20 protein-coding genes and 1 tRNA gene are annotated in these 22521 nt (G+C 67.8%); 9 read left to right on the top strand and 12 right to left on the bottom strand.

Features of this window, described 5'->3' with window-relative positions; genetic code table 11:
• Nucleotides 1-47 precede the first annotated feature (47 nt).
• The 8 genes from AB0B29_RS32830 to AB0B29_RS32795 all read right to left on the bottom strand — a co-directional run bounded on the left by AB0B29_RS32830 (nucleotide 48) and on the right by AB0B29_RS32795 (nucleotide 8131).
• Nucleotides 48-986: an AurF N-oxygenase family protein gene (locus tag AB0B29_RS32830; RefSeq protein WP_362245532.1), complete on the bottom strand. Its 939-nt coding sequence runs from the start codon at nucleotides 984-986 to the stop codon at nucleotides 48-50.
• A 102-nt stretch (nucleotides 987-1088) separates the two neighbouring features.
• Entirely contained in the window at nucleotides 1089-1598 is a 510-nt protein-coding gene (locus AB0B29_RS32825) for a DUF3291 domain-containing protein (protein WP_362245530.1), read from the bottom strand.
• Between the two features lie 63 nt (nucleotides 1599-1661).
• Nucleotides 1662-3122, bottom strand: coding sequence for a penicillin-binding transpeptidase domain-containing protein (locus AB0B29_RS32820; protein WP_362245528.1), 1461 nt, complete (start codon nucleotides 3120-3122; stop codon nucleotides 1662-1664).
• Nucleotides 3119-4483, bottom strand: a complete 1365-nt coding sequence (locus AB0B29_RS32815; protein WP_362245526.1) for an FtsW/RodA/SpoVE family cell cycle protein — start codon at nucleotides 4481-4483, stop codon at nucleotides 3119-3121. The genes AB0B29_RS32820 and AB0B29_RS32815 overlap by 4 nt, the downstream gene beginning before the upstream one ends.
• A gap of 50 nt (nucleotides 4484-4533) precedes the next feature.
• Entirely contained in the window at nucleotides 4534-5022 is a 489-nt protein-coding gene (locus AB0B29_RS32810; protein ID WP_362245524.1) for an SH3 domain-containing protein, read from the bottom strand.
• Nucleotides 5023-5136: 114 nt separating this feature from the next.
• The gene (locus AB0B29_RS32805; RefSeq protein WP_362245522.1) at nucleotides 5137-6468 is read right to left on the bottom strand and encodes a HAMP domain-containing sensor histidine kinase; all 1332 of its coding nucleotides are present in this window, start codon (nucleotides 6466-6468) and stop codon (nucleotides 5137-5139) included.
• Nucleotides 6465-7373 carry a hypothetical protein gene (locus tag AB0B29_RS32800; RefSeq protein WP_362245520.1) on the bottom strand — a complete coding sequence of 303 codons (909 nt, stop codon included), beginning with the start codon at nucleotides 7371-7373 and terminating at the stop codon, nucleotides 6465-6467. Before AB0B29_RS32800 ends, AB0B29_RS32805 begins: the two co-directional genes overlap by 4 nt.
• 254 nt (nucleotides 7374-7627) lie before the next feature.
• Nucleotides 7628-8131, bottom strand: coding sequence for a protein-tyrosine phosphatase family protein (locus AB0B29_RS32795; RefSeq protein WP_362245518.1), 504 nt, complete (start codon nucleotides 8129-8131; stop codon nucleotides 7628-7630).
• A 120-nt stretch (nucleotides 8132-8251) separates the two neighbouring features.
• Here AB0B29_RS32795 and AB0B29_RS32790 point away from each other — a divergent pair, with 120 nt between their 5' ends.
• Complete coding sequence (locus AB0B29_RS32790) at nucleotides 8252-9055, top strand: nuclease-related domain-containing protein (RefSeq protein ID WP_362245516.1); 804 nt, start codon at nucleotides 8252-8254, stop codon at nucleotides 9053-9055.
• 78 nt (nucleotides 9056-9133) lie between these two features.
• On the opposite strand, the gene ligD is transcribed toward AB0B29_RS32790, so the two are convergent.
• Nucleotides 9134-10015, bottom strand: a complete 882-nt coding sequence (gene ligD, locus AB0B29_RS32785; RefSeq protein ID WP_362245514.1) for a non-homologous end-joining DNA ligase — start codon at nucleotides 10013-10015, stop codon at nucleotides 9134-9136.
• Nucleotides 10016-10069: 54 nt separating this feature from the next.
• Here ligD and AB0B29_RS32780 point away from each other — a divergent pair, with 54 nt between their 5' ends.
• Both AB0B29_RS32780 and AB0B29_RS32775 read left to right on the top strand, forming a co-directional pair.
• Nucleotides 10070-11110 carry a Ku protein gene (locus tag AB0B29_RS32780; protein ID WP_362245671.1) on the top strand — a complete coding sequence of 347 codons (1041 nt, stop codon included), beginning with the start codon at nucleotides 10070-10072 and terminating at the stop codon, nucleotides 11108-11110.
• Between the two features lie 163 nt (nucleotides 11111-11273).
• Nucleotides 11274-12134: an MBL fold metallo-hydrolase gene (locus AB0B29_RS32775; RefSeq protein ID WP_362245512.1), complete on the top strand. Its 861-nt coding sequence runs from the start codon at nucleotides 11274-11276 to the stop codon at nucleotides 12132-12134.
• A gap of 117 nt (nucleotides 12135-12251) precedes the next feature.
• On the opposite strand, the gene AB0B29_RS32770 is transcribed toward AB0B29_RS32775, so the two are convergent.
• Nucleotides 12252-12731, bottom strand: a complete 480-nt coding sequence (locus tag AB0B29_RS32770) for an Asp23/Gls24 family envelope stress response protein (protein WP_362245510.1) — start codon at nucleotides 12729-12731, stop codon at nucleotides 12252-12254.
• Between the two features lie 215 nt (nucleotides 12732-12946).
• On the opposite strand from AB0B29_RS32770, the gene AB0B29_RS32765 reads away from it, so the two are divergent.
• Nucleotides 12947-13402, top strand: coding sequence for an SHOCT domain-containing protein (locus tag AB0B29_RS32765; protein ID WP_362245509.1), 456 nt, complete (start codon nucleotides 12947-12949; stop codon nucleotides 13400-13402).
• Nucleotides 13403-13406: 4 nt separating this feature from the next.
• Nucleotides 13407-13850, top strand: coding sequence for a DUF7144 family membrane protein (locus tag AB0B29_RS32760; RefSeq protein WP_362245507.1), 444 nt, complete (start codon nucleotides 13407-13409; stop codon nucleotides 13848-13850).
• Between the two features lie 191 nt (nucleotides 13851-14041).
• Here the strand turns inward: AB0B29_RS32760 and AB0B29_RS32755 are convergent, their stop codons facing one another.
• Complete coding sequence (locus AB0B29_RS32755; RefSeq protein ID WP_362245670.1) at nucleotides 14042-14707, bottom strand: hypothetical protein; 666 nt, start codon at nucleotides 14705-14707, stop codon at nucleotides 14042-14044.
• A gap of 238 nt (nucleotides 14708-14945) precedes the next feature.
• A tRNA-Ser gene (locus AB0B29_RS32750) sits at nucleotides 14946-15023 on the bottom strand.
• Between the two features lie 197 nt (nucleotides 15024-15220).
• Between AB0B29_RS32750 and AB0B29_RS32745 the strand changes: the two genes are divergently transcribed.
• The 4 genes from AB0B29_RS32745 to AB0B29_RS32730 all read left to right on the top strand — a co-directional run bounded on the left by AB0B29_RS32745 (nucleotide 15221) and on the right by AB0B29_RS32730 (nucleotide 22510).
• Nucleotides 15221-15583 (top strand): hypothetical protein, encoded by a 363-nt coding sequence (locus AB0B29_RS32745; RefSeq protein ID WP_362245505.1) that lies wholly within the window; start codon nucleotides 15221-15223, stop codon nucleotides 15581-15583.
• 364 nt (nucleotides 15584-15947) lie between these two features.
• Nucleotides 15948-17921 carry a type I restriction-modification system subunit M gene (locus tag AB0B29_RS32740; protein ID WP_362245503.1) on the top strand — a complete coding sequence of 658 codons (1974 nt, stop codon included), beginning with the start codon at nucleotides 15948-15950 and terminating at the stop codon, nucleotides 17919-17921.
• On the top strand, nucleotides 17918-19240 hold the full coding sequence (locus tag AB0B29_RS32735; protein ID WP_362245501.1) for a restriction endonuclease subunit S: 1323 nt from the start codon (nucleotides 17918-17920) through the stop codon (nucleotides 19238-19240). Before AB0B29_RS32740 ends, AB0B29_RS32735 begins: the two co-directional genes overlap by 4 nt.
• 147 nt (nucleotides 19241-19387) lie before the next feature.
• Nucleotides 19388-22510, top strand: a complete 3123-nt coding sequence (locus AB0B29_RS32730) for a type I restriction endonuclease subunit R (RefSeq protein WP_362245499.1) — start codon at nucleotides 19388-19390, stop codon at nucleotides 22508-22510.
• Nucleotides 22511-22521 lie beyond the last annotated feature (11 nt).

Here is a 22521-nt window from a genome sequence, read left to right as displayed (position 1 = left end):
CCGACACGGCCCCTTCTCGCCGTGCGCGGGTGCGGGAGTCGTGCCCTTTACGCCAGCAGGCCCGACGACTTCCACAGGCGTCGGCCTACCCCGCGCAGTACGCCGATGTCGTCGAGGAAGTCGGTCAGGCGCTTGGAGCCGTTCTGCATGACCTCGCGGCGGTGGCCGCTCGCGCGGACCTGGGCGAGGGCCTCCCGCTTGTCCAGGCCCACGTTCGTGTAGACGTCGGGGTTCACGAAGGCCACCGAGAAGACGCGGGCGAACTCGCCGGAGGTGACGCGGGTGAACTCCCGGGACCACTTGGGGGCCGTCACCATCTGGCGGCGGAGTTCCTCGCGGGCGTAGCGGACGTGGCGGGCCTCTTCGACGACGTGGATGCGGGTGACGCCGCGGACCAGGGTCTGGACCCGCTCGTCGGGGAACGTCAGCCGCTGCATCCAGTCGAGGACCTCCTCCCCGAGGAGGGTGGCGGTGAAGGAACCGGGGGTGGTGGAGATGGTCTTGAACAGGCGGCCCAGCTGCTGGTGGGCGCGGCTGACCGGGTACCAGGGCGTGTCGCCGTGGGAGATCAGGCGGGCGAACATCTTGGAGTGGCGGCACTCGTCCTCGATCTCGGTGAGTGCGTAGCGTACGTGCGCGCTCGTCGCCGCCTTGTCGTAGATGTGCCGGACCAGCAGCTGCATCAGGATGATCTCGAACCAGATGCCCAGCGAGGCCAGGGCCGCCGCCTCGTGCTGGGAGAGGAGGATGCGCTGCTCCTCGCCCATGCGTTTCCAGAGCGGGGTGTCGTAGAGCGACACCAGCTCCGGCGGCCAGAACCACTTGCCCTCCTCGAAGGGCGCGTCCCAGTCCAGTTCCTTGTCGGGGTCGAAGGAGTGCTTGGCGGAGGAGTCGAGCAGCCGCTGGGCCACCTGCTCCCGGTCCTTGAGCAGGCCGAGGGCATCGCGCAGGCCGTCGAGCGCGTCGGCTTCCGTCAGGGTCGTCATGGCTGCCCACCTCGTTGTGCACACGTCACTGATGCACTTATGAGACTGCCTGTCAGCAAGCCCGTCAATCCCCCGCGTGCGACTTGTTGACCGGGTGTCTACCTAGGGCGCGCAGTCGAGCCCGTCCGGCACTTCGCCGAGCAGGGGTTCGGCGCCCTGTGGAGGGAACTGCGTCCGCAGGGTGAAGGCGTACAGTGTCGGGCCGTGCGTGCGCAGGTGCAGCACGCGCGACTCCGCCTCGGCCACCGTGGGGCGGTGACCCGACGGGACCCACCAGAGGGCGACCATGGCCTCCTGCACTCTCTCGAACCACTCACGGCGGCGTGCGAGCATCTCCCGGTGCCTGCCCTGGTACATGTACGCCGTCAGCGCGTCGGCGTCGCGCCACACCGACATGTTGATGATCAGCCATGAGTCACCGAAGACGGGCACGTCCGTGGCGTCGTCGCCGGCCTCGCCCTGCAGGCGCCAGACGAAACCGTCGGCGTCGTCCGCGTCAGCGTTCACCGGGTCGAGGCCGTCGATGAAGTCCTTCAGCTGCGGGGAGTCCAGAGGGGCCTTGAGGCGGCCGAGGTTGACCTGGGCGAGTTCGTACGCGGCGGGTTCAGTCATGGACCGAACGGTAGGTCGGGCGCGCCGGGACCCGATAGCCCCGTCTCATCAACCGGGCCGCCATCAGGGCGACTTGAGCACCGCCTCCATCACCGCCCGCGCGATCGGCGCCGCGTCACCGCCTCCGCTGATGTCCCCGCGCCTCGCGTCCGCGTCCTCCACGACGACCGCGACCGCCACCCGCGCCGTCAGATCGCGGCCGTCCTGCGCCCAGGAGATGAACCAGGCGTACGGCGTCCCGGAGTTGCCGAGGCCGTGCTGGGCGGTGCCGGTCTTGCCGCCGACCTGGGCACCGCGGATGGCGGCCTTGTGTCCGCCGCCGTGCTCGACCACGTCCCGCATCATCGCCCGCAACCGGGCGGCGGTGGACGGGTACATCGCCTGGCGGATCGCCCGCGAACCGGCCGCCGCGAGGGTGCTGCCGCCCGGCCGGGTCGTGCGCTCCACCAGGTAGGGGTCGCGTACCTGGCCGCCGTTCGCCACGGCCGCCGCGACCATCGCCATCTGCAACGGTGTGGCGCGGGTGTTGTACTGGCCGATCGACGACAGGGCGAGCTGGGCCCTGTCGAGGGTGGTGTCGAAGGTGGAGCGGGCCACCGGGAAGGGGATCCTCAGCTCCCCGTTGTTGAAGCCGAAGGCCTGCGCCGAGGCCGTCATGTCCGCCGCGCCCACCTCCACGCCCAGCTTGGCGAACACCGTGTTGCAGGAGAAGGTGAACGCCTCCCGGACCGAGGCGTCCGCGCAGCCTTTCGAGGCGTTCGTCAGGCGGGTGCGCGTTCCGGGCAGCCGGTAGGGGTCGGGGGAGTCGGTCGGCGCTTCGAGGTCCGTGACCACACCGGTGTCCAGCGCGGCGGCCGCGGTGACGACCTTGAACGTCGAGCCCGGCGGATAGGTCTGCCGCACCGCCCGGTTGAGCATCGGCTTGTCCTTGTCCGTGGTGAGCCGCCGCCAGGCCCGGGCCGCCGCCGAGCCGTTGCCGGAGAGCGGCTGGGGGTCGTAGGACGGGGCGGAGACCAGGGCCAGGATCCGGCCGGTCGACGGCTCCAGCGCCGCCACCGCGCCCTTGTGGCCCGCCAGTCCCCGGTACGCGGCCTCCTGGGCGGCCGGGTGGAGCGTCGTGACGACGTCCCCGCCCGCGTTGCGCGCTCGCGTGAAGTCGTTCCAGAGCGGGAACGGCGCGAGCATCGGATCCGCGCCGGACAGCACGCCGTCCTCGCTGCTCTCCAGCAGCGTCGTCCCGTACAGCTGGGAGGCGAAGCCGGTGACCGGGGCGTACATCGGGCCGTCCGTGTAGGTCCGCTCGTAGCGGAGGTGCTCACGGGTGTCCCGGGAACCGGTGACGGGGCGCCCACCGACCAAGATGTCCCCGCGCGGCTGCTCGTAACGGGCGATGTCGGGGCGCCGGTTGGCCGGGTTGCGGTCGTACGACGGTGCCTGGACGACCTGGACGCGGGCGGCGTTCACCAGCAGGGCCACCAGCAGCAGCGCGCAGAAGTACTGGGCGTGCCGGATGTGCCGGGTCACGGCGCGCCCCGCTCGTCGCAACTGCGCCGGGCCGAGTCGCTCACCCTGACCAGCAGCGCCACGATCGCCCAGTTGGTGACCACCGACGAGCCGCCCTGCGCCAGGAACGGCATCGCCATGCCGGTCAGCGGGATCAGCCCGGTCACCCCGCCCGCGATCACGAACACCTGGAGTGCCACCAGCGAGGCGAGGCCGACCGCGAGCAGCCGGCCGAAGGGCTCGCGCTGCGCGAGGCCCGCGCGAAAGCCGCGCTCCACCAGCAGGCCGTAGAGGAGGAAGACGGCGCCGATGCCGGCCAGGCCGAGTTCCTCGCCCGCGGTGGCCAGGATGAAGTCCGACTTCACGGCGAACCCGATGAGGAAGGAGTGCCCGAGTCCGAGGCCCGTGCCGAGCATGCCGCCCTCCGCGAAGGCGAACAGCGACTGGGCGAGCTGGTTGGCACCTTCGCCGGCCTCGATGGAGGCGAAGGGGTGCAGCCAGGTCTCGATCCTGCCGTGCACGTGCGGTTCCAGCCGGCCCACGGCGACCGCCCCCAGCGCGGCCAGCAGCAGGCCGACCGCGATCCAGCCGGTGCGGCCGGTGGCCACGTAGAGGAGCACCACGAACAGGCCGAAGAACAGCAGCGAGGTGCCGAGGTCGCGTTCCAGGATCAGCACCCCCACGCTGACCAGCCAGACGGCGACGATCGGACCGAGCACCCGGCCCGTGGGGAGCTGGAGCTTCCAGACGCGGCGGCCGGTGAAGGCCAGCGCGCTGCGGTTCGCCGCCAGGTACGCGGCGAAGAACACCGCCAGCAGCACCTTCGCGAACTCGCCCGGTTGGATGGAGAACCCGGCGATCCGGATCCAGATGCGGGCCCCGTTCACCGCCGGGAACAGGATCGGCAGGGTGAGCAGGACCAGGGCCGCGACCACGCAGACGTACGTGTAGCGCTGGAGCACCCGGTGGTCGCGCAGCAGCAGGCCGACCAGGATGAACAGCGTCACGCCCAGCGTCGACCACACCAGCTGGGCCGGTGCCGCGCGGTCGCCCGGGGTCTCCAGGTCGAGCCGGTAGATCAGCACCAGGCCCAGCCCGTTCAGCAGCACCCCGACCGGGAGGAACAGGGGGTCGGCGTAGGGGGCCCGCAGCCGTACCGTCAGATGGGCCAGCAGCGCCAGAACGCCGAGACCGGCGCCGTAACCGGCGGCACCGGGCGGCAGCGTTCCGTGCCGGGCGAGGCCGACGGCGCAGTAGCCGTACACCGACAGCAGGACGGCCAGCACGATGAGGGCGAGTTCGATGCCCCGGCGCCGGGGGAGGCGGCGGACGGCGGGTGCGGGCGGGTCCGCCGTCGCCACGGAGATTCCGGCCTTACTCATGTCCGGAATTTACCCAATAGTGCATCTTCGCGCCTTCGGGTGACCGGGTGTCAGCACCAGCGTGGCGCGGGGCCGAGGTTGTCGATGTACCGGGCCGCGCCCCAGGCCCAGGTGCCGTCCGTCAGCAGGTACCAGAGCGGGTTGCCCTGCACGGTCTGGCCGCCGGTCTTGCAGAAGATCTTGACCTTGTCGCCCCGATGGGCGAACCGGATGATCTGCGAACCGCGGTTCGGGGCACTGCGCAACGCCAGCGTGCCCGCCGTGACGACGCCCCTGTACAGGCGCTGGTCGTGGCGGCCCTGGTGGTCGCCGTTGCCGCCGCTGGGATCGTGCTGGTGGTTGCCGTTGCCGCCGCTGGGGTCCTGCTGGTTGTTGCCGCCGCCCGGGCGACTGCCGTTGCCGCCGCCCGGGTCGTGTTGGCTGTTGCCGTTCCCGCCACTCGGGTCCCAGTCGCCGTCCGCGGCGGCGGGCGTGACGGCGGCCGCTGCGGCGAGGAGCCCGGCGACGATGGCTATGGAGAGGCGGGTGCGCAGGGACATGGGGAATACCTCCATGTGGGGGCGAGAGTGCCGAAGCTGACTAATCGACACATTAGGAGCGCCCCCGGGGTGCCGCCCCTCACGCTGGGCCATAGGAGGGCGCGAACCCGGTGCTCACTCCGCCGCGAGCCTCAGGGTGGCCACCGCCCCGCCCTCCGGCGCGTTCGCGAACTCCAGCCGCGCCCCCAGCACCTCGGCCTGCCCGCGTGCGATGGTCAGCCCCAGGCCGTGCCCCCGCGTGCCGCCCTCCGTGCGGAACCGCTGCGGGCCGTGCGCGACCAGGTACTCCGGAAACCCGTCCCCGTGGTCGCGAACGGTCACCACCGGCCCGTCCACGGTCAGCACCACCGGCCCCCGCCCGTGCTTGTGCGCGTTGGCCACGAGATTGCCCAGCACCCGCTCCAGCCGCCGCCGGTCCGTCTCCACGGACACGTCCCGTACGACCCTGACCTCCGTGCCGTTCCCCGCCGCCCGCACCGCCCGCTCGGCGAGCGGCCCCAACTGCTCGGTGTCCAGCTCCACCCGCTCCCGGCCGGTGTCCAGCCGGGAGATCTCCAGCAGATCCTCGGTGAGGGTGCGCAGCGCCGCCACCCGGTCACGCACCAGCTCCGTCGGACGTCCCGGCGGCAGCAGTTCCGCCGCCGCGTGCAGCCCGGTCAGCGGCGTGCGCAGCTCGTGCGCGACGTCCGCCGTGAACCGCTGCTCGGCCAGCAGCTTCCCCTGCAGCGACGCCGCCATGGAGTCCAGCGCGGCGGCGACCGCGGCCACCTCGTCCTGCGGGCCGGCCTGCGTGCGCCGGCCCGCGCCGGGGGTGTGGGGGGTGCGTGGGCCCGTCCGGGGGGTTCGGGTGGTGCGGGGTGTGCCGGTGGTGCGGGGTGTGCGCGTCGTGCGGGGGTCGTTCACGCGCGCGTCGAGGTCGCCCGCGCTGATCCGCCGCGCCACCAGCGCCGTGGTGTGCAGCCGCCGCGTCACCCGCGTCACCGCGAACGCACCGACCAGCAGCGTCGCGCCGATGGCCAGACCCGACGACCACAGGATCGCCCGGTCCAGACCCTCGATCGTGCGGGCCTGCTGCGAGTAGTCGACCGCCACGGCCAGCGCCCGCTCGCCGTCGACGGGACCTGCCGCCCACATCGTCGGACGTCCCTCCTTGTCGGCGACCATCGTGCCGCGGTCCCCGGACACCGCCAGCTCCCGCAGCTCCCCGGGCAGCTCCGGAGGGTCCACGCCGGCGTCCCGGCGCAGGGCGTCCCCGGCCTCGTAGCGCTGCGTCGCCTGTGCCAGCCGCTGCAGCGCCTGGTCCCGGGCCTGGCCGACGGTCTGGTTCGTCACCTGCACGTGCACCAGGACGCCGAGCAGGGCCGCGAGCGCGCAGCACATGACCGTGATGAAGGCGGCGGCCTTCGCGGCGAGCGTCCCCGACCACGGGGGGAGTACCGGCCTCATCCGCCGCCCACCGAGGGGGAGCCGGGCCGCGAGGCGGACGGGGGAGCGGACGGCGAGGGGGACAGGGCGGCGGACGGCGAGGTCGGCGGAGAACCGGTGCGGGACGTCGAGGCAGAACCGGTGCGGGACGTCGGCGAGGGAGAACCCGTGCGGGACGTCGGCGAGGGGCCCGTGCGGGAGTCCGACCCAGAGCCCGTGCCGGAGTCCGACGGGTGCCGGGAGCGCTGGTGCGGGCCGGTGCGCAGCATCTCGTCGTGGGTGAGGAGCATGGCCCGCTGATCCCGGTCCCAGGTCCACTGCAGACGGTACTCGTAGCCCGCGACCTCCGACGGCGAGCGGATCACCAGGGAGCGCCCGGCCAGCTCCACACCGCTCAGCGCGTCCTCCCACGCCATCACCTGCACCAGCCGGTGCTTTTCGACGGTGTAGACGCGGACCGCGGTCGTCTTGCCGGGCAGCAGCGGGAAACCGAGCGTCAGGTCGTCGCGGCCGTCGCCGGTCAGATCCCGGTAGTACGGCCGGAGCACCGGGCACTTTCCGTGCCCCGGGCCCTTCGCGCAGTCGGCCATCGCCCGCCCGGTGTCGCGGTAGGGCGCCCTGGCACCGGCGTAGTCGCCCGGGTTTCCGGCGATCTCGGCCCGGACGATCCCCACCGGATTCACCCGGCGGATGTCGTCGCCGGGCACCTTCACCCCTTTGACCACCTCGGTGTTCACCTCGCCGATCTCGAACGCCGGGCTGGACGCAGGGGTCAGCTCCGGCCAGAGGCGGGCCGGCTCCTGCGCGGTGGGGGTCGACCCCGCGCCCTCCAGCTCGCCGGCGTCCCCGCAGCCCACGGCGGCGGCCAGCAGCAGGGCGACGACGGCGAGGCGGCGGGCGGCCTGCCCGGGGCGGCTGAGGGGCACTGCACTCCTGGCGGTACGTGGGTGAGCACACGGCGGGCACACGGTGGACGGGCGGGGACAGACGGTGGACGGAAAGGGACAGACGGTGGACGGAAACGGGCAGACGGTGGACGGAAAGGGGCAGACGGTGGACGGACGGGGGCACGCAGGGGGACGGACGGCAGACGCGACCGTCGGCCGCGTACACCTTATTCGCGCGGAAGTCCCATTTGCGCGCGAGGGTGCCCTGTACGTGCAGCGGTACGGGCGTCCCGCTACTCGGTGAGTTCCTCCAGCAGCCGGGCCGTGGCCAGCCCGGCCCGCAGGTAGTCGACGAACAGGTCGTTGTGCAGCGCCCAGGGCGAGCGGCGGGCCCGGATCAGCCGGATCGCCGCCTCCGCGGACCTGCCCTGGCGCATCAGGGCGTGCGCGACGACCAGACCGGAGCGGTTGTACCCGTGATAGCAGCGGACCAGGACCCTGCGGCCCTCGTCCAACGCCTCGCACGCGGCCTCGGCCAGCCGGATCACCCCGGCGAGCTGCGTTCCGTCCAGTGGCCCGTCGGGTATGGGCCACACATGGTGCCGGACGCCCGGATCGGGCCCGTGCCCCGGCAGCCGCAGCAGCGTCTGCACGAGATCGAACTCGTCCCGTACGACGGCGAACTCCAGATGCCCCAAGGTCCCCGTGTACTCGTGACCGCCCATCCAGAGCCCGGGGACGACCTCGCTCCACGGACTCTCCGGAGCGGGCACGTCGGGTTTACTGCGGGTACGCAACGGCGCCTCCCCACCATGACCGCCCGAGGGGACCGCGGGCAGGCTCAACTCCTCTCCAAGGTAACCGGGTTCTTGCCCCCGCAGCACCCCGCCTGTTCCCATGGACTGGGGTGATGGTGCATGAACGGACTGCGCGTCATACCGACCTGGCGGCACGGCCGCGAGCGGCTCTACGTCTGCCTCCCGGACGGCAGGAACATCGCCTGGTACGACCGTGAGGCCGCCCGGGTGAACCTGCTCGGCGAGGACCGCGAGGACGAGGTCCTCAGAGCACTCGGGCCCTACCTCACCGGCCCCGTGACGGTGGGGCCCCCACCGGTGCCGACCCCCGCCGAGCTGGCCCGTCTCAGCCTCCACCCCGACGACGACCTGGCCCCCAACCGCCCCGGCGAAGCCCTCGTCGTCGCCCTCGACCGCGACCCGGGCCCCACGCACCGGCTGCGCCCGGACCCCCGCCGCAGGGCCCTGGCGGCCGAGCAGACGGTCGGCGACGCCCTGGACCGTCTCGACGGCGCGGGCTGGCACACCCTGCACTCCGTGCCGCTCCCCGGCGGCGACCGCATCCACCACCTGCTGATCGGCCCCGGCGGCCTCTACGCCGTCCACACCGTCCACGCGCGCAGGCAGCGCGTCCGGATCGCCGACCCCATGATCACCCTTGGCCGCCGCGACCCCGACCCTCTCCTCCAGCGCCTGCGCACCGACGCCGACCGCGCCTCCTACGCCCTGACGGCGGAGGTCCGCCCGGTACTCGTCCTGGTGGACCCGGCGGCGCTGTCGATCCCGACCGCCCCCCGAGAGGTCCAGGTCCTGACGGCGACGGAGGTGGAAGGCCTGACGCGACGGGGCGGCGTCCTGAAACCGGCGGACGTGGAGGCCCTGCACGCGACGGCCCGCGACCGGAACACGTGGGCGCGGGTGTGAGGGAGCGCGGGGCTGGCGACGGGTTCGCGGGTCGGCCGGGCCGCGGCGCGCCCTGCGCGTGAGCGGCCCGCCGTGTCGCTACGGCAGGATCCCTGCCTCGTCCGCGTCCAGCAGGGGAGCGAGCAGGTCGCCGTAGTCCTGGATCCTGGGGGCGATGTCCCCCGCCTGGAAGTCCAGCCGGCCCGGTGTGCGGCACTCCTCGACCTCCTCCCAGGTCACCGGCGCCGAGACGGTGGGCTCCGGGCGGGCCCGGAGGGTGTACGGGGTGGCCGTCGTCTTGCGGGCGGCGTTCTGGCTCCAGTCGACGAAGACCTTCCCGGGGCGCAGGCTCCTGGTCATCCGGTGCAGCGCGAGCCGCGGCATGGTCTTCTCGGCCTCGACGGCGAGCGACTTGGCGTACTCGGACACCCGCTCGGAGGACGCCCCGCGCACGGCGGCGAGCAGATGCAGCCCCTTGGAGCCGGAGGTCTTGGCGTAGGCCTCGAAGCCGTCCTGCGCGAGCCGTTCCCGCAGCCACAGCGCGACCTCGCAGCACTGGACGATGCTCGCCGGCGCCCCCGGATCGAGGTCGAACACGATCCGGTCCGCAACGTCGGGCGTGTCGACGAGCCACTGATGGGTGTGGAACTCGGTCACGAGGTTCGCCGACCACATCAGGCTCGGCAGATCCTGCACCAGCACCATCCGTGAGGGTCCCTCGACCCGGGGCACCTCGGCGGTGGTGACCCACTCGGGCGTACCCGGCGGCACGTTCTTCGTGAAGAACACCTGCCCGTCCGGCCCGTCCGGATAGCGCAGGAAGGACACCGCCCTGTCCCGCAGGTGGGGCAGCAGGACCTCGGCGACGGTCGCGTAGTAGTGCAGCACCTCGCCCTTGGTGAAGCCGGTGGCGGGATACAGCACCTTCTCCAGATTGCTGAGAGCGAGCCGTCGCCCCTCCACCTGCGTGATAGGCGCCATACGATAAGAATCCCACGCAAACCATGACGAACACTCCCCAGCGTGACCGGAAGGGTGCTGCACGTGAGATCCATCTGGAACGGCGCCATCTCGTTCGGCCTGGTCAGCATTCCGATCAAGCTGGTGAACGCCACCGAGAGCCACTCGATCTCCTTCCGCCAGATCCACACGGAGGACGGCGGCCGCATCCGGTACCGCAAGTTCTGCGAACTGGAGGACCGCGAGGTCACCCAGGGGGAGATCGGCAAGGGCTACGAGGACGCGGACGGCACGATCATCCCGATCACCGAGGAGGACCTGTCGAGCCTGCCCCTCCCCACGGCCAAGACGATCGAGATCGTCGCCTTCGTCCCGGCCGACCGGATCGACCCGCTCCAGATGGACGCCGCGTACTACCTCCAGGCCGGCGGCGCCCCCGCGGCGAAGCCGTACACCCTGCTGCGCGAGGCGCTGAAGCGCAGCAACAAGGTGGCCATCGCGAAGTTCGCCCTGCGGGGACGGGAGCGGCTGGGCATGCTCAGGGTCGTCGGCGAGGCCATCGCCATGCACGGCCTGCTGTGGCCGGACGAGGTCCGCGCCCCCGAGGGCCTGGCCCCCGACTCCCATGTCACCGTCCGTGACCAGGAGCTGGACCTCGCGGACGCGCTGATGGACACCTTGGGCGAGGTCGACCTGGAGGACCTGCACGACGAGTACCGGGAGGCCGTAGAGGAGGTCATCGCCGCGAAGGCCGCCGGCGAGGCCCCGCCCCAGGCGCCGGAACCGGCCACGGGCGGCAAGGTCCTGGACCTCATGGCGGCTCTCGAGAGCAGTGTCCGCGCGGCCCGCGAGTCGCGCGGCGAGGAGGCCGAGCACGCCGAGGTGAAGTCGCTCCCGCAGCGCAAGACGGCCCGGGCGGCCCCGAAGCAGACCGGCGGCAAGAAGTCGACGTCCACCGCGAAGAAGACGGCGGCGAAGAAGACCACGGCGGCAAAGAACTCGACGGCCAAGTCGGGGCAGGGGCAGGGTCAGGGGACGACGAAGAAGGCGGCGTCGAAGAGCACCGCGAAGAAGACGACGGCGAAGAAGTCGGCGTCCCGCAAGCGCACGGCCTGACGCACGGCACGCTCGCTGCCGACCGGCTTCCGTGGGCGCCCGACATGGGACCGACCGGCTTCCCTGCGTGTCCGACGGGGACCTGGCCCATTTCCCTGGGTGTCCGATGGGGGCTGGCCGGCCTCCCTGGGTACCCCACGTCGAGGGGAAGACCGGAGGAAGCATGCCGCAGTCCACGGATCACCACACCACCGGCGACGCGCTCGACATCCACTTCGTCGGCAACGCGACGGTGCTGCTGTCGTACGGCCCGCTGACCCTGCTCACCGACCCGAACTTCCTGCACCGCGGGCAGTACGCCTACCTCGGCTACGGCCTGCTGAGCCGCCGCCTGACGGAACCGGCCCTGGACGTGCACGACCTGCCCCGCCTCGACGCGGTCGTGCTCTCGCATCTGCACGGCGACCACTGGGACCGCCGAGCCCGTCGGCACCTGGACCACACCGTGCCGATCCTGACCACACCGCACGCCGCCCGCCGCCTCAGGGCCGTCCACGGCTTCCACCGCACGGCGGGGCTGCGCACCTGGAAGGCGCTCACCCTCCAGCGCGACGGCGTCCAGGTCACGGTCACCGCCCTGCCCGGCCGGCACGCCGGCCACGCGATACTGCGCGGGCTGCTGCCGCCGGTGATGGGAAGCATGCTGGAGTTCGGCCCCGCCGGGGGACCGGTCCGCATGCGGCTCTACATCTCGGGCGACACGCTCGTGTACGACGGTCTGCAGGAGATCGCCGACCGCTTCCCGGCCGCCGACCTCGCAGTCCTCCACCTGGGAGGCACCCGCCTGCCCGGCGGCTTCGTGGTCACGATGGACGGCGCCCAGGGCGCCGAACTCGCCCGCCGCCTCGACCCCCGGCTCGTGCTGCCCGTGCACTACGGCGACTACACGGTGATGCGCTCCCCGCTGTCCGCGTTCGTCGCCGAGGCCGATGCCATCGGCCTCGGCGACCGTATCGTCCACTGCGGCCACGGGGAGCACGCCCGTGTGCCCTGCGGCCCAGGGGCGGTCCCGCAGATCTACTGAGGCGAACCGAGCGGGTCAGGCCACGCGCCTGACCGCCCGAGACCCGCCTGGCGAACCCAGGCGGTCAGGCCGCACGGCTCCCGCCTGCCTGAGAACTGCCGAGGCGGATCCTGCCGGTCAGGCCACGCGCCTGCCCGTCTGCTGCTCGGACTCGTCCTCCTCCTCGTCCGGCAGATGGACGTCGCCGACGGCGATGTTGACCTCCACGACCTCCAGGCCGGTCATCCGTTCCACCGCGTTGACGACGTTGGTCCGTACGTCCGCGGCGGTGTCGGCGATGGCGGCGCCGTACTCGACGACCAGATCGAGATCGACGGCGGCCTGGCGCTCGCCCACCTCGACCTTGACCCCCTGGGTGACCGAGCTGCCCCCGCCCGGAACCCGCTGGCGGACAGCCCCGAAGGCCCGGCTCATGCCCGCGCCGAGGTTGTGCACCTCGGGGATCTCCCGGGCCGCCATGCCCGCGATCTTCGCGACGACCGTGTCCGCGATGGCGGTGCTCCCGCGGGCGCCGGGAGCACCCTTGCCGCCCTGCGACGTCGATGTCGCCCTGTCCTGCCTGGCCGCTGTGCCAGCGCGCTGAGTGGTCTCCGTCATGACCGTCACCTCGATGATCGGTGAGGGGGTGAGCAGCGTCCTACTCTCCACCGTAGAACAATGGTGCACATGGGGCGAAAGTGGGCGAACTCGCTGATCTGAACCTCACCCTTCCCGGGTGAAGCCCGTCCTGCCTTGCCGTGGGCACGCTGAGAACGGCATGCGTCACCGGCCCGGGCCACCCCGTGCCGACGCCCCCGGGATGGAGGAGCGACATGACCGCGCAGACGTACCTGGCCTACGACTTCCCGCTGCTGAGCGCCTTCTGGACCGTGTTCTGGGTCTTCCTGTGGATCATGTGGTTCGTCCTGCTCTTCCGGATCGTCGTCGACATCTTCCGCGACGACTCCATGAGCGGCTGGGCCAAGGCGGGCTGGCTGGTGTTCGTCTGCGTCCTGCCGTTCCTCGGGGTGTTCATCTACGTGATCGCCCGCGGCAAGAACATGGGCCGCCGCGAAGTCGCCCAGGCACGCGCCCAGCAGGAGGCGTTCGAGAGCTACGTCCGGGAGACCGCGAAGGGCGGCGACACCCGGTCCGGCAGCGTCGACGAACTCGCCAGGCTGTCCGAGATCCGCGCCCGCGGCGACATCACGGACGAGGAGTTCCGCAGGGCGAAGGAACTGGTCCTGGCGGGCGGCCACCCCGCACCCGGCGGCCCGGCCCCCAGGTAGCGGCATGACCGCCACGCACTCGGGGAGCTCCGGCGCGTCCCTGCGCGAATGGGCCACCGGCGTGACCGTGTTCGCGGCCGTCATGCTCATCCTGGCCGGTGTCATCGACATCCTGCGTGGCATCGCGGAGATCGCCGACGACGACGTCTTCGTCACGACCGGGAACTACGTCTTCGCGTTCGACCTGACCGCCTGGGGCTGGATCCACCTGGCCCTGGGCGTGCTCGCCTTCGTCGTCAGCTTCGGACTGTTCGTGGCGGCGACCTGGGCCCGCGTGGCAGGCGTGTGCATCGCCGCCCTGGTCATCATCGCCAACTTCCTCTCCCTGCCGTACTACCCGGTCTGGTCGATCGTGATGATCGCGGTGTCGGGGTTCATCGTCTGGGCGCTGTGCGTGATGAAGAAGGACGCCACCGCGGCCCCGTCCGGGGGTTCTGCGGGCACGTGAAGCAGAGGTGGCCGAGCGCGCCGGCGACAGTGAGGAGGTCCTGCTGACCCGCTGGGCGAAGTGCCTCGACGGACGGCAGGACGTCACCGACCGGCACATCGAAGACGTGCTGCGTGAGTACGAGTAGGCGCATCCTGCCCATCACCGAGGCCCTGGTACCGCATCCCAGGGCCTCACCGCCACTCTGCGTCTCAGCTCGCCGGATAGCCGATCTCCGCGATGTCCTCCGAAAGATCCGCCAGGACGATTTCCGGGCTCAACGCGCGGACCACTTCCTCGGTCAACGGGCGGGAGCAAAAGACGTGATGAACGGCCTTCAGGTCGACTGGGACCTCGTAGTAGTCCTCGGCCCATCGTTGAAACGCTTCCGGGGTGCGATCCACCAACAGCTGGAAGAGGTACCCGGCACCGTCCGGATCCTCTGATGTCGCATCAGGAAAGTCGATCGTTCCCGCCTTCCAGCGGTCGTCGGCTGTCTCTCGCCACGTACAGGCAGTGACGAGGGGCATTCCGTCCTCGTCGGAGAACGCCGGCTCCTCGACGTACGGCCGGAACACCTCAGGAACCTCGTCGAGCACTCCGGGCCATGGCCCGTCGTCTGCATAGGGGCTCATGGACGATTCGTGATCGAATCCCCGCACATAGGCGCCGGCGACAGAGAAAACGATCGCGTACTCGTCACCCGATCCGCTCCGCATCGAGGCCATCGACTCCGTCTCGGACCAGTGGTCGTCGAAGGAGTGGCGGCGGCTCTCCCGCTCAGGGCTCAGGACTGCCTCCAGGACGGCCATGGAGCGGCAGTGCTCACGGAGAACTGCTATCTCGGGCAGGTGTCGAGCAACGTCATGAACGGTCACCCGCTCATCCAAGCGCACGCACCTGACACGTCAGGCCCCTGCCCGGCGCGCCACGGCCACACCGAACCCGAAGGCTGCGGACAGCACAACTCACCTGGGACAACGCCACAAGATCCCAGTCCACGCCTCGCCCACAGCCCCCGACAGAGGCCCGCTCCGAACGGCACACGCCTGCACACACGTAGACCCCGTCCCAGCAAAAGCGCTGAAGGCGGGGTCTCGGACACCTCACACAAGGTGCCCCCGGCAGGATTCGAACCTGCGCACACGGCTCCGGAGGCCGTCTCACGTCGCAGACAACGTGCTGGCCACAGGCCTTGTCCCCACGAAGTGGCAGGATCCCGTCCACGGATAGTCCATGGGGCAGCGCTTCCTGGATGGATCCCGGGAGCCCATCCGGACTGTCCCGAGAGGATCCGTGCTGTACCGCTCAGGACAGCACCCAGGCTGGCATCCGATCGATACGATGCCGATGCACAGGCTAGGCATGGGCCATGCGATGGGGGAGGGGCAGTGAGGATCAAGGACCCGGAGTACCCGGCAGCGGTCGAAACGGCCGTGGAGATCCTGCGCGAGCGCGCTCGGCAAAGACAGACCATCACGTACGGAGACCTGAGCGCCGAGCTGGCAGCACGAGGCTTCGAATCCATCCCGCCTCACCGTGGAGTCATGACCTACCTACTCAGAGATGTCTGCTTCTACGGAAACAAGGACGGGCGAGCACCGATGCTCTCGGCGATCGTGGTTAACAAGGCGAGCGGGGAGCCCTCGGACCAATTTTCCAGCCTTGCCCGTAACCTCCCCTTCTCTCTGCCGGTCAACTGGAGTTGGCGAGACGAGCAGCAGAAGGTATTCACTGACTACCGCGAAGAGTGACACGCTGACCCCGCGGTACCGGCTTCGGAAGTCCCACCAGCTGATCGACACCGGACGGTCAGGGCGTCGTCCGCTCGGCCAGTCACCTTCGGTGATCCAAACGCTCGCTGGACTCGATACCCTTCCGGGCCGTACTGCTCCGCTTGGTCAATCGTGCAGTCACCGCAGCCGTGGCGAGCCGCGCCAGTTGACCTTACGGCGCGGACAGGCTCGCTATGTCCGCTCTTGCTTTGCCGCTAGGGGTAGATCACCAGACGGTGTCAGTGGCATCCCTTATCTTTCAGCCCAGCTCAGTACGGCCCGCCGACTACTGCTCTGTACACCCCGCCCGCGCTTCAACGACGAACATAGGAACTAGGACGCCATGAGCAACCTCGGCCAGATGGCCTGGAACATCGCAGATGGCCTGCGCGGCCCGTTCAAGCCGAACCAGTACGGCGACGTCATCCTGCCCTTCACTGTTCTGCGCCGCCTGGACTGCACTCTGGCGTCCACCCGCGACCAGGTGCGCGAGCTCGCTGGCAAGTATGAGGGGAAGGTTCTCGACGTCCAAGTGCGGAAGCACACCGGCCTGCCCTTTTACAACATCAGCAAGTTTGACTTCCCGCGCTTGTTGGAAGACCCCGACGGACTGCGCGCCAACATGGTCGACTACATCAACTCCTTTTCGGAGAACATTGATATCTTCGAGAAGTTCGAGTTTGAGAAGACCATCGACAAACTGGCTGAGAAGGGTCGCCTATTCTACGTCGTGTCTGCCTTCGCCGACATGAATTTGCACCCCTCGTTGGTGTCCAATGCCGAGATGGGTGACCTGTACGAGTACGTCATCCGTAAGTTTGCGGAGGCCTCCAACGAGACTGCCGGCGAGCACTTCACCCCGCGCGATGCAATCCGTCTGATGGTCGACCTGCTGTTCGCTGAGGCCACCGAGGCCCTCATGGAGCCAGGCGTGGTCCGCTCCATTTACGACCCGACCGCGGGCACCGGCGGCATGCTGTCCATGGCCGAGAGCGTCCTGACTAGCCCGGGCAAGAATCCGCACGCACGTCTGCGCCTGTACGGCCAGGAGGCCAACGACCAGTCCTACGCCATCTGCAAGGCCGACATGATTGGTAAAGGGCAAGACGTCGACAACATCCGTCTGGGCGATACCCTCGCTGACGATAAGTTCGCAGGCCAGACCTTCGATTTCTGCATGTCCAACCCACCCTACGGCGTGGACTGGAAAGTTTCTAAGGAGGCCGTTGACAAGGAACTCAAGGCCTCCCATGGGAAGGGCCGCTTCGGTCATGGCCTGCCCCCGATTAACGACGGGCAGATGCTGTTTCTGAGTCACCTGGCTCACAAGATGCGTCCCGTCCAAGATGGCGGTGGTCGTGCAGGGATCGTTATGAACACCTCCCCGCTGTTTAACGGGGGCGCCGAGTCTGGGCCATCGAGGATCCGCCAGTGGCTGCTAGAAAACGACCTGGTCGATGCGATCGTTGCCCTGCCAACGGACATGTTCTACAACACCAACATCGCGACCTATATTTGGATCCTGGACAACGCCAAGAAGCCCCGGCGCCAGGGTAAGATCCAACTAATCGACGCCTCCAGCTTCGGCACAAAGATGCCAAAGTCCCTGGGAAACAAGCGCAAGGAACTCGGCGACACAGCCCGAGAGCAGATCGTTGCCCTTTACGACGCCTACGAGGACGGTGAGCACTCCAAGATCCTGCCCAACGAGGCGTTTGGGTACTGGACCATCACCGTGGCCATGCCGCTGCGCGTCAACTACTCCGCTGCCCGAGCGGTTGACCTCGACGAGAAGGCCCTGACCAAGGCATTCGGTAAGACCACCGACCCGGCCCCCTTCCTCGAAGTCCTGGCCACAATGGGCAATGAGATCTACCGCTCCCGAGAGAAGTTCCTCGACGCAGTGCGGACTGCGTTCGCTTCGACTGGTCTACGTCTGACTGCGGCCCAGTACCGCAACCTCGCCGCCGCTCTGCAAGCTGAGGATCCGGACGGCGAGGTCGTCCTAGATGCCAAGGGCAAGCCTGTTGCCGGCTCGACCGACAAGGAAAACGTGCCCTTTACCTACGCAGGCAATCAGAATGGCGAGCACGGCTACGAGCAAACCGTCCAGGCATACCTTGAGACTGAGGTCCTGCCCTACTCGCCCGGGGCAGAGGTGCTTCACAAGGAAACCAGGGTTGGCTACGAGATCCCCTTCGGCCGGATCTTCTACACGTACGAACCCCCGCGTTCTCTTGCTGAGATCGACTCGGACCTTGAGAAACAGATCGCTAAGATCCTTGACCTGCTGCACAAGGTGGAGGGCCACAAGTGACTCAGCATTGGTTTGATCAGGCCCCCGAGCACTGGGAAATCAAGCGCCTTAAGTACTCCGTGGAGTCAGCAGTCAACGGTGTCTGGGGTGACGAACCCACGGGGGACGACACCGACGTTTTGTGTGTGCGTGTGGCCGATTTCGATCGCTCCCGCATGCGGGTCAGCGATGACATTCAGACGCTGAGGCATGTGAGCGAACGCGACCTCGCGAACCGTCGCCTCCAGCCCGGGGACCTTCTGTTGGAGAAGTCTGGTGGAACGCCACGGAACCCCGTTGGGTTTGTAGCCATCTTTGAAGGCGCTGATCGGCCTGCAGTGTGCTCCAACTTCATCTCTCGGATTCGAGTCGCCCCAGGGAATGATCCGAGATTCTGGCTCTATGCACATACCGCGAGCTATGCGACGCGACTGACGGAACGGTCACTGCATCAGACGACTGGAATCCAGAACTTGGATCAGCAGTCCTACTTTGATGAACACTTTCCCTATCCTCCTCTGTGTGAACAGCACATCATTGCTCAGTACCTGGACCGAGAGACGTCACAGATCGACGAATTGATCGACGAGCAGTATTCTTTGGTCTCGATGCTGCGTGCACGTCGAACCGCTCTTGTGGAGCGTGCGGTCAGCCGAGGGCTCAGCTCGTCATTCGAACTGCGTAGTAGTGGGTTGTCTTGGGCTCCTAAGGTTCCCGCCCACTGGGGTGTAGCGAATATCCGGCGCTTCGCGCAGATGAAGACCGGGCACACGCCGAGTCGGAGCAAGCCGGAATTCTGGGACAACTGCACGATCCCCTGGATGACACTCGCGGACGTATGGCAGCTACGACCGGGCAAGGATATGTACATCCAGGACACTGAGAGCAAGATTAGTGCCCTAGGCCTCGCTAACTCGGCCGCCGAGCTCCTACCCGCGGGCACCGTGGTGCTCTCGCGAACAGCATCAGTTGGTTTCTCTGGGATCATGCCCGAGCCCATGGCGACCAGTCAGGATTACTGGAACTGGGTGTGTGGTCCTGACCTGATGCCGGAGTACTTGGTGTGGCTGTTCCGGGCTATGCGTCAGGAATTCAACGCGCTGATGATGGGCTCCACGCACAAGACGATCTACCAGCCCATCGCGGCGGCAATCCGTATTCCTGTTCCCCCGCGGGACGAGCAGCAGGCGATCGTTGACTACATCGTCGAGCACACCGCGCGTATCGATGAACTGATTGCCGAGTCGGAGTGCCTGGTCAAGCTGTCTCTGGAGCGCCGGTCTGCCCTGATCACCGCTGCGGTGACCGGGCAGATCCCGCTCCAGGACATGCGTAACTAACTGCTTGTTAGTGGCCCCCTCGCTGGGCGGGGCCACTCACCCCGGTGGTCTCCCACTGATCCTTCGGCATCGTCGCCGGTCTCTTGAACAATGCTCTTCGCCGCATTGCAGATGCTGCGGGGCTTGCTGAAGTTTGGAATACTGTGGATGGACGAGAAGGGTAAGGCCTTGATTCAAAACCTCCACTTGGAGTTCCGGTTCCAGGACGAGATTGCGTCCTACCTGCACTCGAAGGGGTGGAAGTGGTCACGTAACGACGAGGGATATGACGCTGAACGTGCTCTGTTTCCCGAGGACGTGATTGGGTGGCTGCAGGACACCCAGCCCGAGGCCCTGGCCAAGGTCATCCGGACTGATGGCGACCCCGACAAGCAGACCGAGAACCTGCTCAACCGTTTGGTCAAGGTTCTGGCGGCTCCGACCTCCTCCGGAGGCGGGACGCTGAACGTGCTGCGCAATGGCTTTAAGATGATCCCGGCTGGGACGCTGCGCATGTCGCAGGAGCAGCCTGAGACGACGCATAACCCGACCACGGTTCGGGACTACTCCGAGGTGCGTCTGCGGGTGATGGAGGAGGTGCGATACTCCACCGTCAACGGTAACCGGATCGACCTGGTCTTCTTCGTTAATGGCATTCCGGTGGCCACGGCGGAGCTCAAGACCGACATGACGCAATCGGTTGAGGAGGCCAAGCGGCAGTACCGCACCACCCGCCTTCCCAAGGACCCCAAGACGAAGCACTCCGAGCCGCTGCTTACCCCAGGACGGGGAGCGTTGGTGCACTTCGCGGTCTCTAATGACGAGGTGTGGATGACCACCGCCCTTGCTGGGGGGAAGACCAGGTTCCTGCCGTTCAACCGCGGGTACGACGGTGGGATTGGCAACCCGCCCTCGGAGACCGGCTCGCGCACGGACTACCTGTGGCGCCGTGTACTCCAGAAGGACGCATGGTTGGGCATTTTGCACCGCTTCGTCTACCTCAAGGACGGCACGGTGCGCTTCCCCCGCTTCCACCAGTGGGAAGCGGTTACCCAATTGACCGATGCCGTCAAGTTCGAGGGCGTGGGTCACCGTTACCTGGTGCAGCACTCGGCGGGCTCGGGTAAGACAGACTCGATCGCATGGTTGACCCACCGTCTGGCCCGCCTCCAGGCGGACGACACCAAGGTCTTCGATTCCGTGATCGTGGTCACCGACCGCACGGTGCTGGATGACCAGCTGCAGGAGGCCATCCGACAGCTGGACGGCGGGGTGCAGGGCGTGGTGACCACAATCGACCGCAAGTCTGCGTCAGCGGCGGGCAAGGCTAAGTCTGGCTTGCTGGCCCAATCGCTCTCCAACGGGAAGCTGATCGTGGTCGTCACTCTACAAACGTTCCCGTTCGCGATGAAGGAGATCCGGCAGTCCAAAGGATTGGCGGGCAAAAAGTTCGCGGTTATCGCCGACGAGGCGCACTCCTCGCAGTCCGGGCAGGTCGCGGCCAAGATGAAGGCCGTCCTGACCTCCCAGGAGGTTGCCGACCTCGAAGACGGCGGGGAGATCGACGTCGAGTCCGTCTTGTTGGCCGAGGCCGCTGAGCGTGCCTCTAGTAAGAACATTTCGTTCTTCGCGTTCACGGCTACTCCGAAGGACAAGACGCTGGAGATGTTCGGCCGCCCGCCGGCCGGTGACTCCGACGGCGAGCCGGTGCCTTTCCACGAGTACACAATGAAGCAAGCCATCGGCGAAGGCTTCATCCTCGACGTTCTCGACGGATACCACTCCTACAAGATTGCGTTCAGGGTCGCACAGGAGGCTGAGGCTGCTAACACCCAAGTCGATGCCGCTCAGGCGCGAAAGGAGGTCATGACCTGGGTCAAGCTCAACCCGCAGACAATCGCGCAGAAGGCTGCCATCATCGTGGAGCATTTCCGTGACAACGTCTCCCATCTGCTGGATGGCAAGGCAAAGGCCATGGTCGTGGCCGACTCACGCAGGGGCGCGGTGCGCTACAAGCACGAGATCGACGCCTACATCCAGCGCAAGGGCTACGGGTATAGCACCCTGATCGCCTTTTCCGGCACCGTTAAGGATGACCATTACGGGGCCGACGGGCAGGAATTTTCTGAGGCGAACATGAACCCAGGAGTTTACGACCTCCGTACCGAGTTCGCCACGGACGATTACCAGGTCATGATCGTCGCCAATAAGTTTCAGACTGGATTTGACCAACCTCTGCTGTGCGCTATGTACGTCGACAAGAAGTTGCCCGGAGTTACGGCCGTGCAGACCCTCTCGCGGCTGAACCGCACGCATGTGACGGCCAAGGGCACCGTTAAGAGTTCTGCGATGACGCAGGTCGTCGACTTCGTCAACACCCCTGAGGAAATTCGTGTGGCGTTCGAGCCCTTCTACAAGGGTGTGCGTCTGGAAACACGGATGGACCCCAACCTGATCTACGACATCGAAACTAAGCTCGACCAAGCGGGTATCTACACCACTGCCGAGATCGATGCGGTGGCCGAGGCTCATGTTAAGGGTCTGGGACATGAGGCCTTGGCCCACCGGATCGACCCAGGTAAGCGCCGCTTCAAGGAGCGCTACGAGGCCGCCGTTCTGGCCGGCCCCGACGGGCAAGCCGAACGCGATCTACTGGATCTGTTCCGTAAGGACGTCGGCTCGTTCGTGCGCCTGTACGACTTCATGAGTCAGATCGTGAACTATGCCGACCCTGACCTCGCTAAGAAGCACATTTACCTCTCGCTGCTAGCCCGTGTGATCCGCCCGGACAACCTGACCGCGGAGATCGACACTTCTAGCCTGCACCTAGACCACATCGAGCAGAAGGATCAGGGCGTCACGTCGATCAAACTCGACGGCGACGTCAACCTGCGGGGCATCACCGGCGCTGGCACCGGCCTGCGCAAGAAGGACGAGAAGGTCGCCTTCAGTGCGGTGATAGACCTGCTCAACCAGCGTTACGGAGACACGATCTCCGCAGGTAAGAAGACTGCCTACGTGGAGGCGGTGCTGCATAGTCTGCTTGAGGACGAGACCCTCGTGCGACAAGTCCTGGCCAACACCGAGGCTCAATTCGATGAATCCCCGGACTTCTACTTCGCCCTAGTCAGCGCGCTGTCAGATAACGACACCGCATTTGAGAAGATGAACGAGGATATTTATGGTGCCTCCAGTGACACTGATCCCCTGGTAAAGGCCTTGGCCTCGCTGTTCTACCGGACAGCTAAGACTCAAGCCGAGGCTAAGAATGAGGGTACTGAGGAGGCATAAGGAGAGTTCCA

The sequence above is a fragment of the Streptomyces tibetensis genome (assembly GCF_040647715.1).
In the GTDB taxonomy this organism is placed as follows: domain Bacteria; phylum Actinomycetota; class Actinomycetes; order Streptomycetales; family Streptomycetaceae; genus Streptomyces; species Streptomyces tibetensis_A.
This window is presented reverse-complemented; position numbering and strand designations above follow the sequence as displayed.